The sequence below is a fragment of the Chryseobacterium sp. CH21 genome, from assembly GCF_004119445.1.
In the GTDB taxonomy this organism is placed as follows: domain Bacteria; phylum Bacteroidota; class Bacteroidia; order Flavobacteriales; family Weeksellaceae; genus Chryseobacterium.
This window is the reverse complement of the sequence record NZ_QICI01000065.1, coordinates 1-14139: the sequence shown is the minus strand read 5'-3', so window position 1 is coordinate 14139 and position 14139 is coordinate 1. Positions and strand designations below refer to the sequence as shown.

Sequence of the window (14139 nt, the reverse complement as noted above, 5' to 3'; positions counted from 1 at the left end):
AGATTTAAAAAATCACATTACAAAACTTTTATGAACAACAATTTAATATCCCTAGAAGAGCTCGCAAGCACCACTTCACCTCACATTTCGGGGAATTTTGGGAATATTTTTCATCCTGACAATTATGATCATTATCGTAATGCTGTCAATAGTACTTTAGACCTGGTTCAGGAATTTCTTCACAGAAACAACAAGCCTTTCAGTGGTATCGAAGCCAAAACAATGAAAGGAATGGTACAACAGATTGATCTTAATCAAAAACTTTCTAATTATAATGAGCTTTTGGCAGAAGTAGATGATATTTATGTAAAACATGCCACAGCTTTTCACCTTCCACAATATGTAGCTCACCTTAACTGTCCCGTAGTCATTCCGGCATTGGCAGGAGAAATTCTTGTAAGTGCCATCAATTCTTCACAGGATACTTATGATCAGAGTGCTGGGGGAACCTTTATGGAAAGAAAACTGATCGACTGGACTGCCGGTCAGATCGGATATAATACAAATGAAAGCGATGGTGTTTTCACTGCGGGGGGCTCGCAGAGTAACTTAATGGGATTGGTCATGATGCGTGACTGTTTTTCTCAGAAAAGATATAATCACAACATTAAAATGGATGGTCTGCCAGTGGAGGCAAGCCGTTTCAGAATATTTGTTTCAGATAAATCTCATTTCAGCAATCTTAAAAACGCTTCCATTATGGGACTGGGTGAGAAAAGTATTGTTAAAGTACCTACAGATGACCGTTTCCGTATGGATATTTCTCTTTTGAAAAAATACATTAAGAGAGAAGAGCAGTTAGGAAACATTCCTATTGGAATTGTAGCTACCGCAGGAACTACAGACTTTGGAAATATTGATCCACTGGATGATATTGCCAATATCGCAGAACAATATAACATCTGGATGCACGTAGATGCCGCTTACGGTTGTGCTTTATTATTAAGTGAAAAGTACCGTGATCTGATCAATGGGATTGAAAGAGCAGACTCTGTTACGATTGATTACCACAAATCATTCTTCCAGCCAATCAGCAGCAGTGCTTTTATTGTTAAAAACAAAAAAGAACTCCTGATTCTTAAACATCACGCTGATTATCTGAATCCGAAAGAAATGGACGAAGAAGAAATTCCGGCACAGATCAATAAATCCATTACCCAGAGTACGAGAAGATTTGATGCTTTAAAACTTTGGTTTACCATAAGAATGATGGGGAAAGAACAATTGGCAGAATACACAGACACGGTGATTGATCTTACCAAAGATGCTGCTGCAATGATTACGGAAGATGCAGATTTTGAGCTTCTTTCAGATTCTGACTTAAGTGTTCTTGTTTTCAGATATGTAAATCCGGAAATCAGTGATCTGAATGCCTTGAATCAATACATCAAGATGAAACTGTTCTACAGCGGAGAAATCCTTGTAGCAAGTACGAAAGTGGATGGGAACTTCTATCTGAAGTTTACATTCCTGAACCCGATTACGACTACAGAAGACATTCATCAAATTCTCACCACAATCAAAAATCATGGAAAAGACTTTAATTCAGAAAAATAGAACGGGAGAAAAAGCCAGAGAAATTACTTTCAGAATTCTGTTGAACGGAATGCTGAGAGAACTGGGAAACGGAAAATTCTATCAGGGTGTTCCGAAATATGATCTTCTTACAGCAAAGGCTCTTCAGAACAGTGATTATTCATTGTTTATGAGATTTGAAATGAAGAAAAGCGGACTGTTTTTATTTGCTCCGGTTTCCTATCGTTCCGAAACTCTTTTTCATGAATACGGACCTGTTTTGTGGGCAGTAGATCACCAAAATCAGGAAGTTTTTGAAGTGAATGATCAAAAGCTTACTGAACTGGTTTACACAGAACTTTCTGAAACTACCAACGAAACGGGTTTCAGAAACTTTGTGGAAAGAATTCAAAGTAGCAAAAGAAATCTGGAACTGACAACAGAAGCTTGTCTTCAGGATGATCAGCTATTAACCTATTCTTTTCTGGAATCTGAACAAATGCTTCCTGCCGGACACAATCTGCATCCTTTCACCAAATCAAGAATGGGATTCTCTGAGGAAGAACAGCTGTTGTACGGACCTGAATTCGGAAAAGGATTTCAGCTGGATTATTTCCTGATTCACAAAGACTGCATCACGGAAAAGTCTCTTCCAGGAATTTCTGCAAAAGAAATCTTCGAAAAATGGACTTCCTTACCGGAAAGCTACGATTTTGAAAACATAAATGATTTTTATATAGTTCCATGCCACCCATGGGAGGCACAGTATCTTTTATCAACAGCAGAATATCCTGAAATGTTGGGTTCCGGGAAAATTATTCACATCGGACCATTGGGTGAGGATTTTTATGCAACATCTTCCATAAGAACGGTGTATAATCCTGATTTCAGCTGGATGTTGAAATTCTCTCTGCATGTTTTAATGACAGGCTCTGTGAGAACAAACAGCTTAAAAGATCTCAACAGAGGGTATGCTTCGGCAATATGGTGGCAGCATGAAAAAGCTTCATTTGAACAAAGCTTCCCGAATTTTAAATTATTGCTGGAACCTTCCACGTTAAGCGTTCATTATGAAGGGAAGAATATGGACAGTCTGAATATACTGCTCCGCGAAAATCCTTTTTCCAATGAAGATAAAGTCATTCTGTTAGCAAGACTTTGCCAGGATGAATCTACAGATGGGTTTAATTTTACGACGCACTTCTTTAAAAATGTTGCGAATCAATTAGGTGTAGATGCAGAAAAAGCAACTATTATCTGGTTTGAGAAGTATGTAAACCTGTTGCTTTCTCCTTTAAACAGGCTGTACGATCAATTAGGGATGGCTCCTGAAGTTCATCAGCAGAATCTGCTTGTACAGCTGGATAATCAATTGCTTCCTGAGTCTATTTATGTAAGAGACGGACAAGGGTATCTTATCAAAGAAAGTTTCAAAGGAAAATATGAGTCCCTGATCAAAGATTATCCTGAAATTGAAGATCTTTTCATCAGAGATGAGCGTCTTCTGGATATTGTTTCACACCATCTTCTGGTAAGTAACCTGAGCGCACTGATTGCTTCAATTGGTAAAACAGGTCTGGTTAAAGAAAGAAGATTAATCCATATTCTGTACAGGGAATTTGAAAATCTTCATGAAACTGAACCTTCATCATTAACGGAGTATGCATTGAATCAAAGATATTGGGCAGTAAAATCAAACCTTCAGTCGGCTGTTGCTGATGTAGATGGAGGCGTAAATGCTTCTTCAATTTCTTATGCTAAAGTTCCGAACCTTCTTCACAAACATTTCTTCTCGGATCAGCTAATCAATCCACAGGGAACAGAAGTTTTCTTTAAAAGGTATTTCCAGAAAGAGGATGTAACGATGAGTATGCGTCCTATAGATCTTGAAAACGACCTTGAAATGCTTCATGAATGGTTCAAACGTGAACATGCCGTAAAAATCTGGCAGATGAACTGGCCGATAGATGAGCTTGAAACCTACTACAGACTGATGCTTCCAAGTGATGAAGCGCACAGTTATATCATCGCAGGAAACGATGAACCATCATGTAATATCGAGGTGTATTGGGCTTGCAGAGATATTGTAGGCGATTATTATGAAGTGTTGCCTACAGATTACGGAACGCACCAGTTCATCGCACCTATTGATCCTAAAAAGAAATTTGTATCTCCATCCACCCAATCTATGGTTGACTATGTTTTTGCACAGCCACAGGTAGGAAAAATGGTAGGAGAAGGATCTGTAGACTCTCTTGCGTCTATGATGAATAAAGCCCATGTAGGCTTCAAAGTAGATAAAGTAATAGAAATGCCTCATAAAAAAGCCAATCTGAACTTCTGTTACAGAGAATGGTACTGGGAAAAATTCCCACAGAATAAAGAGGTACAAATCACCACAAACATCACAAAAAATGACTAACGAAGCCGTATATAATGTAATAGGCATAGGTATAGGCCCTTTTAATCTGGGACTTGCCGCATTATCCAATCCAATTTCGGAACTGAAAACCCTTTTCCTGGACCAGAGAGATGGTTTCGACTGGCACCCGGGACTGATGATTGACCATGTAACCCTGCAGACTCCATTTTTATGCGACTGTGTTTCTATGGCTGATCCTACGAATCCTTTAAGCCTTTTGAATTATCTGAAAGAAACCGGAAGACTGTATAAGTTTTTTATCAGGGAAGATTTTTTCATTCCGAGAAAAGAATACAACCGTTACTGCCAATGGGTGATTGAACAGCTTCCACAATGCCGTTTTTCTACTCAGGTAGTGGATATTACTTATGAAGATGGTTTATATCATGTAAATACGATTCATACAAAAACCAAAGAAATTACGGTTTTCAAAACGGAAAGACTGATTTTAGGAACGGGAACACAGCCTCATATTCCTTCTTTCATTCCGAAAGATGATTCACGTGTTATTCATACCAGCTCTTATCTGTACAGAAAAGAAGAGCTTTTGTCTCAGGGTAAAAAAATAGCAATTATCGGTTCTGGCCAGAGTTCAGCAGAGGTTTTTTATGACCTTCTTCAAAACAGGAATGAAGAAACACATCTGGGTTGGTATTCCCGCCCGGACAGATTTTTCCCTATGGAATATTCTAAGTTGACACTGGAGCTTACTTCACCTGATTATGTAGAATATTTCTACAACAGGAGTGAGTCTGCAAGGAAAACCATTTTAAGCAAACAGCAAGCTCAGTTTAAAGGAATCAATTACGATCTGATCAATGATATCTACGATTTTATTTATGATCTGAATATCGACAACGCTGATCCTAATCTTAAAATTATCCCTAACAGCCAGCTGAATAGAGTAGACAACAGCAATCCGGATTTCATCAATCTTGAATTCACCCAACTGGAACAGGAAGTACCTTATGATCAGGAAGCTGATTATCTGATTTTAGGAACAGGATACCGTTACCACGAACCTGCATTCTTAAAGAATATTCAGGATAGAATCAAGAGAGACTCCAGCGGATTGTTTGATGTTAACAGAAATTATTCAATAGACCACAACGGAGGAGAAATTTATGTGCTTCATGCTGAAGTTCATACCCATAGCTACATTTCTACAGATCTTGGAATGGCTGCGTACCGTAATTCCTACATCATCAATGATATTCTTGGAAGAGAGCATTATAAAATTGAAAAGAAAATTGCTTTCCAGGATTTCGATGTAGAAAAATATGCTGATTTACCAACTGCCAAAATTTAATCAAAAAATGAACACCAACTTAAAAAATACAGTAAGCCAGGAAAACTGGAATCAGGCCAACAGAAACCTAATGGCCAAAACCATCGCAGAATTGATGCACGAAGAGCTTCTAAAACCTGTGGTAACCTTTGAAAATAAAAACGGATATACTGTTTTTACTCTTGAAACCGGAGTTGAAAATATTGTTTACAGCTTCCGCGGACAGGAAAGAATGATGGATTACTGGCATATTGATAAAGACAGCATTACAAAAACAGAAAACGGTGAAGATTTGTCTTCTGTAGATGTAGCAGCTTTCTTCCTGGAAATGCAGTCTGTTTTTGACTTAGATCCTTATACCATTGCAAGATACACGGAAGAATTACTGCATACGCTGTATTGTGATGCTTTAATCTTATCAAGAGGAGTGATGTCTTCAAAAGAGCTTGTGGATGCGGATTATCAAACTGTAGAGCACAATATGACCGGACATCCTTGGGTAATTGTGAACAAAAGCCGATTAGGTTTTTCTCCACGTGATTTGAAAACATTTGCCCCTGAAGCAGATGAAAATTTAAAAGTAATCTGGTTGGCATCTCATAAAAGCAGATCGTCATTCCAGTCTTTGGAACATATCAACAGAGATGAGTTTTATCGTTCAGAAATAGGAGAGGATTTATATAATGATTTTCAGCAGCAGTTATTAGACAAAAGAAAAGTTGTTGAAGATTATCACTTTATTCCTGTACATCCATGGCAGTGGGAGCATAAGCTTCAGATTCATTTTGCCGGAGATATTGCTTCCGGACTTTTAATCCAATTGGGTGAGGGTAGCGATACCTATAGTCCGCAACAGAGTATCCGTACTTTATTCAATGTAGATCATCCTAAAAAGAGATACCTGAAAACGGCTGTTTCTATTCTGAGCACAGGAAATATCAGAGGATTATCACCTAAGCAGATGAAAATTGCTCCAGCTATTACAGATTGGGTAAAAGGTTTGATTAAAGATGATGCTTATCTGGAGAATAAAGAAACTATTTTCTTAGGAGAAGAAGCTGCTATCACCTATCTGCATCCACAATATGGAGCTATTGCGAGCGTACCATATCAATACAATGAATTCCTTGGAGCATTATGGAGAGAAAGTGCTGAAAATTATTTGAAAGAAGACGAACAAATGGTTACCATGGCTTCTTTACTTTATGTAGATGAGAGCGGAGTTCCATTGGTTCAGGCATTTGCTGAAAAGGCAGGTGTGAGTATCAAAGAATGGATTGAAAGCTATCTTGATGCTTATCTTACGCCTTTATTGCATATCTATTATACGCATTCGCTATGTGTAACGCCACACGGAGAAAACATTATGGTTGTTTTGAAAAACGGAGTTCCGAAGAGAATCGTAATCAAAGACTTTGTGGATGATATTGTACTTACCACAGAAGCCAGAGAAAAGCTTCCTGCACACCTTGCGGACGGTTTGATCCAGTCTTCCAACAAAGAAAATATCCCGTTGTTTATTTTGCTTGGAGTTTTTGATGCCTTTTTCAGATATCTGTCGAATGCGCTGCATACGTATTCCAACTTTAATGAAGAAACATTCTGGGAACTGGTTCACAACTGTGTAGAAAATTATAAAGCTGAGAATACCCACCTTCAGGAAAGATACGAAAAGTATGACCTGTATGTGCCGGCATTTAAAAGATTCTATATCAACAGCCTACGCCTGAAAAATAACGGTTACAGTGAAAACAAGGCATTTGCCATTCCGAGAAAAGACGGAGCACTGCCTAATCCGCTGTATCAGATTGCCAATAAAAATTCAGTAGCAGCAGTATGAGGAAATTCCTGCATATACTAAAAGAAGGAGCGGTTTTTACGTATGGAACCATAGCCGGAAAGAAAGTTGAACTGACTTCCGGAAGTATCAACCGTTCCATCTTTAGTCTTGCCATTCCCATGGTGATGGAACTTGTCATGGAATCTGTTTTTGTGAGTGTCAACCTATTGATTATCGCAAAATTAGGCGACAAGGTTCTGGGGCTTGTGGGAATTACAGATAACTACATCAACTTCGCCTATGCCATTGCAGTAGGTTTGGGAATTGCAGCAGCAACCCTTACCGCCAGAAGAGCAGGTGAAAAAGACAAAGAGGGAATGGGCAGAACAGCCCAATACATCATCTTGCTGGCTCTGTTTTTTGCAGTGCTTATTGGTGGGGTTTCCTGCTTTTTAGCATCAGAAATCGTTGGTTTTCTGGGAATCAATGCCAGTACAGTGACTGAAGGTGTTTCTTTCTCAAGACTTGTCTTCCTGAGTATCGGGCTTGTGATTCTCCGTCTCTCTGTGAATGGCCTCTTCAGAGGGGCTGGTGATGCTGATATTGCTATGAAATCACTTTGGATCTGCCATATTTCCAATATCATTTTTGCAGTGATCCTTGTTTTCGGATTAGGATTTATTCCTGCTTTTGGATTGATGGGATTGGCTTATGCTACAGTTTTATCAAGGCTTTTAGGCGTTTTATATCAGGCTTTCGTGTTGATGTCCGGAAAAACCAGTATCATCATCAGAGTTCCTTTACAGCTTGATATTCCATTGCTGCAAAAGATTCTGAAAATAGCCTTTGGAGGATTGGTTCAATATATCATTCCAACATCCAGTTGGCTGATTATGGTGAAAATTATCTCCACTTTCGGAACTACAGCGCTTGCAGGATATATTATTGCCCAGCGTATTGCTTCCGTAGCTACAATGCCTGCCTGGGGAATAGGAAATGCAGCCGGAGTTCTTACAGGTCAGAATCTGGGTGCCGGAGAACCTGAACGTGCTGAAAAAACTGTCTGGAGAGCCGGAACGATCAACATGACGTATCTGGTACTCGTAGCTCTATTCTGGCAGATTGCTGCAGAATATGTGGTGAAATTTTTCACTACAGAACCGGAAGTTGCAAGATATGCGGTTCAATACATCCATGTGGTTTCTATGGCTTATCTGCTGTTAGGATTCACCATGGTGATCAGCCGTGCTCTGAATGCGGCCGGAAACATATTACAGGTAACGTTACTGTACCTCGTGATGTTTTATGTGATTCAGCTTCCCCTGGCTTATCTCTTAGGAGTAAGGTTTCAGTGGGAACTGAGAGGAATATTTACCGCTATCGTTTCTTCAGAAATTGTTTTAGCTGTACTATTCCTCATGATTTTTAAAAATGGAAAATGGAAAACTATAAAAATTTAAAATGAACACTACAGAAGAATTTTATGAAATTATCGCCTCTGCCATTGCAATAAAGAAAGAATTGGTAGATGAAAAACTAACGTATCAGGAAATCCCGGAATGGGATTCTATGTCTCACCTTCTTATCGTAGAAGCGCTTGAACAGTTTTATCAGATCAAGTTTGATTTTAACGATATTCTGGAGATGGGAACCGTCGGAAAGATTCGCGAAAAAATGAAAAAATACGAAGTATTCGTAGAAAACTAAGCATATGAAAATTTTAGAAAATGTAATTGCCAACAAGAACTTGGGGTTTACAGATGCTTCCACCGGTACAACAATACCGGTGGGAACACTGTACCGGTCTTTAGGCTTAAACCCGGTAGAAAAAGGGCTGCTCTTTTTATACAATGACAATCAGTTGTCAAGTATTGAAGTGCTGCTCAATTTTTATGGTACAGCACACACCATTGCGGTACTGGGACAGAAACTGCATGAGGAATTCAAAGAACGTATTGAGGCGGAATACCGTCCGAAATACATCTTTGATCCGCAAAGAGAAGCCATTGAAGGATATACTCTGAAAGCATTCTCAGACAACATCAGCATCTTTGCAAAGGATGATTATAAGAGTGAAGTTACGATTCATCCTGACATTAAGATCCTTTTGAGTACTTCAGGGACAACAGGTGTTCCGAAACTGGTTAAATTATCTGATGAAAGCCTTTATCAGAATGCGTTGAGCATCCTTCAGTACATGCCGATTCAGGGAACGGATGTAGTTCCTTTAAACGTACCGATCAACTTCGTGTATGGATTCTCTATTTTCACGACCAACTGTATGCGCGCCGGAAGAATCGTGTGTACAGATAAAGACATTATGCAGAAAGCATTCTGGGACGAAATGGAGGAGTACGGCTACAGTACTTTGGGCGGTGTTCCTTTTCTTTATGAAAACCTGAACAGAATAGGATTCTTCAGAAAAGACTCTCCAAGCCTGAGGTATTTTACCCATACCGGAGGAGTAATCAACGCTGAGCTGAGAAAAACGATTTTCTCTTATTGTCATGAATTCAAAAAAGAATTCTTTGCACAATACGGACAAACGGAAGCAGGAGGCAGAATGGCTTACCTAACCACAGAAGGATTGCTGGAAGAAGAAACATCAATCGGAAATGTGGTAGAAAGAGGAAGCTTCAAAATTGATCCTGAAACGGATGAATTACTGTTTTCTCATGTCAGTATTTTCGGAGGCTATGCCAATAAACTGGAGGATCTTGCCACTTATGAGCAGCCTTCCGTACTGCATACCGGAGATACCGCCAGAAAAGGTGAAAACGGAATTTATTACATCACCGGAAGAATAAAACGTATCATGAAGCTTTTCGGAATACGTCTTAATCTCGATGAGGTAGAATTTATCCTTAAAAATGAAATGCAGGGTAATACTTTCGTATGTCTGAATGCCAATGATAAAAAAATCGTGGTATTGTATGACAATCCGGAAATAGATCCTCAGATCATCACCGAAACCATTAAAAATAAACTGCGTATCAACCCGCAATATGTACGCACAGAACTTATAGAATCATTCCCATTATCACAAAACGGTAAAATAAACTATCCCCTGTTACAAAACTTACAGCATGAAAACATCTAAAACCCTTATATTACTTCTTGGTCTTGCTTTATCTTCAAATTCGCTTTCTGCACAGCAGGGCGACAGAATTCATGGCAAAATCATGCTGTCTGAAAAAGCACCAGTAAAAAATGCTATTTTAAGACTTGTCAACACGTCTTATCAGGCAAAAACCAATAATTTAGGAGAATATTACTTTGAAAATGTGCCACCTGGAGAATATACGCTTCAGGTGGTTTTAAATGACATAGAACTGATGAGGGAACCCATCCACATTCAGAAAGATGTCTATGAAATCCCTGCGATCTACGCCCCTTTACACAATAATGTGATTGAGGGTATTACCGTATATGCAGTGAGCAGAAATAAATTTTTGGATAAAGACAGTACTTCAGTGGCTAAAATGCCTTTGAAAGTGCTTGAAAATCCACAAGCTTATACAAGCATCAACCAACAGATCATGAAAGAACAGCTTACTTACGATATTTCGGAAGTATTGAAAAACGTTCCGGGTATGGTAAAAATGCAGGGAAGCCCGGGAAGAGGTTCAGGAGATGGAAGTTTCTACTACAGCCTTAGAGGTTTCCCTACGAAAGTATCTATGGTAGACGGAGTACCAGCAACCACCAACGGAGAGATAGATCCTGCTGACCTTGAGCGTCTGGAAGTGATTAAAGGTCCTTCAGGAACATTGTACGGAGGTGCTGTAACTTCCTTTGGAGGTTTGATTAATGCTGTTACCAAAAAACCGAAAGACTATTTCGGAGGAGAGGCTTCTTATCTGATGGGAAGCTACAACCTGAACCGTGTAACCGCTGATGTGTACGGCCCGATTACAGAATCCAGAAATATGTTATTCCGTTTAAATGCGGCTTATCAGTATCAGAACGGATTCAGAGATTCTGAATTCAGAAAATCATTCTTTGTAGCACCTACGATAAGCTATCAGGTTAATGAAAGATTGAAATTTAACCTGGGAGCTCAGATTTATAATTATGAAGGAACCAATACTCCGATTATTTTCCTTGCGAGAACAAGACCTTACTTCGCCCATAATCCGGACGAACTGGGCTTCGACTGGAAAAAATCGTATTCCAATAATGATATTACTTTAAAAGCACCATCTATCAACGTAAAAGCGGAGGCGAATTACAAAATTTCAGATAAATGGACGTCACAAACCTTACTTTCAAGAAACTTCAGAAAAACGGAAGGATTGTATCAATATCAGTTCATCAGAGGAACTGCAAATGATGCTACGCTGGAACGTAACGTACAGTGGCAGAACTCAGAGGCTTCTTCTACAAGTATTCAGCAGAACTTTAATGGAGAATTTAAAATCGGAAGCATAAAAAATAAAGTGTTGATCGGATTAGATTATTTAAATCAAACCATCAATAACAACCATTCCCCAATTGTGGTGTATGACAACATCAACGGGCAAACTTTAGCAGGTTATGCTAACATCACCAGAGATCTTGTCCTGCAGAAAATCCAGACTTCTACAGCTCCTTTGGTGAGAAATAATTCTGCATCAAACCTTTATGGAGCCTATATTTCAAACGTTACTTATATTACAGACCGTTTGATCACGCTTTTAAGCTTACGTATGGATCACTACGAAAGTAAAGGACAGCTTAACCTGAATAACAATACAAGAACCGGAGATTTTAATCAGACTGCATGGTCTCCAAAAGTGGGAATCGTATACCAAATCCTTAAAGATCAGTTATCTGCCTATGGTAACTATATGAACGGTTTCAGCTATACAGCACCTGTTGCACAGCAGCTTCCGGACATTAGCGGAGAAATGAAACCTCAGATGGCGAATCAGTGGGAAGTAGGAATCAAAGGAAATCTTTGGAGAAACAAAATTAATTTCACCGTTGGATACTACGATATCCTTGTGGACAACATTCAGAGAGGAAGCGGCGTAATCCGTGACGGAAAAGAGTATAATATTGTTGTTCAGGATGGAAAACAGAGAAGTAAAGGTATTGAAATTGAAACCATTATGAATCCTGTTCAGGGATTAAACATTATGGCCGGATATAGCTATAACCACAGCCGATATGAAAAAGCAGATCCAGCTGTAGACGGGCGTCGTCCTGAGTCTGCAGGTCCTGCGAATGTATTCAATTCATGGATCAGTTATATCCTTCCAATCAAAGGACTTCAGGGACTTGGTGTAGGTTTCGGAGTAAACCGTGTTGGAAAACAGATTACCGGAAATAAAACTGTTACCGGACAATTTGCATTCCCAGCCTATACTTTAGTGAACGCTTCCATCTCTCTTGAAAAAGAAAGATACAGATTAGGATTTAAAATGAATAACCTGGGCAATGTACAATATTTTGCCGGGCAGGGAGTGGTAGTCGCTCAGATGCCTCGTAATTTTGTTGCTGAGGTAAGCTTTAAATTTTAAGAATGAAGTTAAAGTTTAGAAAAATTGCATATCAGTTACATCTATGGCTCGGACTAACGTCCGGGCTTATAGTTGTTATTATGGCCGCTACGGGATGTATCCTGGCTTTTGAAGAAGAATTAAAACACCTTGTTCACCCCCACAGATATTACGTTGAAAACATCGGAAGAAACAAACTTTCATTGGCTGAACTTACGGAAAAAGCAGAAAAAGCACTTCCAAAAGATTTGAAAGTCAAAAGAGTAATCATGCCTTCTGATCCCTCACGAACCTATGTGTTTCGTACCTTAAAAATGGATAACGAAGCATGGACGTATTGGGGAACTTATCTTTATTATTATCGAATTTATATTGATCCTTACACCGGAAAAGTACAGGAAGTAGAAGATGCCAAAAAAGACTTCTTCGAAATTGTACTGGATCTTCACCGAAGACTTCTATTGGGCGAAAAAATCGGAAAAGCGATTACCGGTTATTCTACATTAATATTTGCAGTAATTCTTTTATCGGGGCTTGTGATATGGTATCCCCGAAAAATGAGTAAAGCCATGCTGAAAGGAATGTTTTTCATTAAAACATCTGCCAATTGGAAAAGGATTAACTATGATGCTCACAATGTGCTGGGATTCTATGCCATCATTCCTTTACTTTTAATCTCTTATTCTGCATTGATATGGAGCTTTGAAGATGTAGACAAATGGGTAAAGAACACGCTGAACGGAAATACGCCCACAGAAAAGAAAGCCAAAAGCACAATTCCTTCCGAAGAATTCTCAAACCGGGAAAATATTCTCAATCTGATCGGAAATACCATGGAAAAAGGATTGAAAGATAAGAAATCAGCACTGGTTAATTTTCCTAGATCGGAAGAAGGAACCTATTATGCTGAGCTGACTTATGACGGAAGGCAATACAGGAATGAACATTTTAATTTTGATCAATATTCAGGAGATATTTTAAAATCTCAATCTTATAAAAACAAAAATATCGGATATGGAACCGCATTAAGAGAAAGAAATTATGATCTTCACACCGGAAGTATTCTGGGACTGACCACCAGAATTATTTATTTTCTGGCAGCAATTATTGCACTGTCACTCCCGATTACCGGTTTTATTATCTATTTGAATAAGAAAAAGAAGAAACCGAAACATAAGAAAAACAAAGTAGTTTTTCCTTCTCAACATTAATAAAAGCCTCTGGAAAGGGGCTTTTACTCTTTTTTAAACCACAAAAGTCACAAAAGCTTTTATTTTAAAAATACATTGGTTCACTTAATTAAGTTGAAAACGAAGATGTAGAAAAGTTCATATAAGATAAAAATCAAAGATTTTCTAAAAACTCATGTGTACTTATTAAACCTAAAGCAGGCTCTTAAAAATTGTAAGTGATCAAGACTTTTGTGCCTTTTGTGGTTAAAAACAATTATGTAGAATGCTATACAATTTCTATTTTTAAATATTCTCAATCAATTTTATCAGAGATAAAATCCTCGCGCCTTAAAAACAAACTATTATAATCTTACTTGCGCCCTTTAGTTTGTATTATAAAGTTTTTTGAATTACGTAAATTAACTTTATAGTATTAATTAATCCACAAGAAACAGGGTGAATCATTAAGCGCCAAAGGT

The 14139-nt window shown here is 38.5% G+C and carries 9 protein-coding genes; all 9 read left to right on the top strand.

The genetic code is table 11. The features are described 5' to 3' along the window. Positions 1–30: 30 nt before the first annotated feature. Genes BOQ62_RS13905 through BOQ62_RS13865 form a run of 9 tightly spaced genes read left to right on the top strand, consistent with a single transcriptional unit; the run spans position 31 to position 13699 of the window. On the top strand, positions 31–1557 hold the full coding sequence (locus BOQ62_RS13905) for a pyridoxal phosphate-dependent decarboxylase family protein (protein ID WP_129040396.1): 1527 nt from the start codon (positions 31–33) through the stop codon (positions 1555–1557). Beyond that, positions 1529–3937: a GNAT family N-acetyltransferase gene (locus tag BOQ62_RS13900; RefSeq protein WP_129040395.1), complete on the top strand. Its 2409-nt coding sequence runs from the start codon at positions 1529–1531 to the stop codon at positions 3935–3937. Before BOQ62_RS13905 ends, BOQ62_RS13900 begins: the two co-directional genes overlap by 29 nt. Next, positions 3930–5246 (top strand): lysine N(6)-hydroxylase/L-ornithine N(5)-oxygenase family protein, encoded by a 1317-nt coding sequence (locus BOQ62_RS13895; protein ID WP_129040393.1) that lies wholly within the window; start codon positions 3930–3932, stop codon positions 5244–5246. The genes BOQ62_RS13900 and BOQ62_RS13895 overlap by 8 nt, the downstream gene beginning before the upstream one ends. Positions 5247–5253: 7 nt before the next feature. Further along, on the top strand, positions 5254–7065 hold the full coding sequence (locus BOQ62_RS13890; RefSeq protein ID WP_129040391.1) for an IucA/IucC family protein: 1812 nt from the start codon (positions 5254–5256) through the stop codon (positions 7063–7065). Beyond that, entirely contained in the window at positions 7062–8465 is a 1404-nt protein-coding gene (locus tag BOQ62_RS13885; RefSeq protein ID WP_129040390.1) for an MATE family efflux transporter, read from the top strand. The genes BOQ62_RS13890 and BOQ62_RS13885 overlap by 4 nt, the downstream gene beginning before the upstream one ends. A 1-nt stretch (position 8466) precedes the next feature. After that, positions 8467–8712, top strand: a complete 246-nt coding sequence (locus BOQ62_RS13880) for an acyl carrier protein (RefSeq protein WP_047374822.1) — start codon at positions 8467–8469, stop codon at positions 8710–8712. Positions 8713–8716: 4 nt separating this feature from the next. Beyond that, the gene (locus BOQ62_RS13875; protein ID WP_129040388.1) at positions 8717–10105 is read left to right on the top strand and encodes an AMP-binding protein; all 1389 of its coding nucleotides are present in this window, start codon (positions 8717–8719) and stop codon (positions 10103–10105) included. Beyond that, a complete protein-coding gene (locus BOQ62_RS13870) occupies positions 10092–12509 on the top strand; it encodes a TonB-dependent receptor (RefSeq protein WP_129040386.1) in 2418 nt (805 codons plus the stop codon). The genes BOQ62_RS13875 and BOQ62_RS13870 overlap by 14 nt, the downstream gene beginning before the upstream one ends. 2 nt (positions 12510–12511) lie before the next feature. Next, positions 12512–13699, top strand: a complete 1188-nt coding sequence (locus BOQ62_RS13865) for a PepSY-associated TM helix domain-containing protein (protein WP_129040384.1) — start codon at positions 12512–12514, stop codon at positions 13697–13699. The last annotated feature ends 440 nt before the right edge of the window (positions 13700–14139 follow it).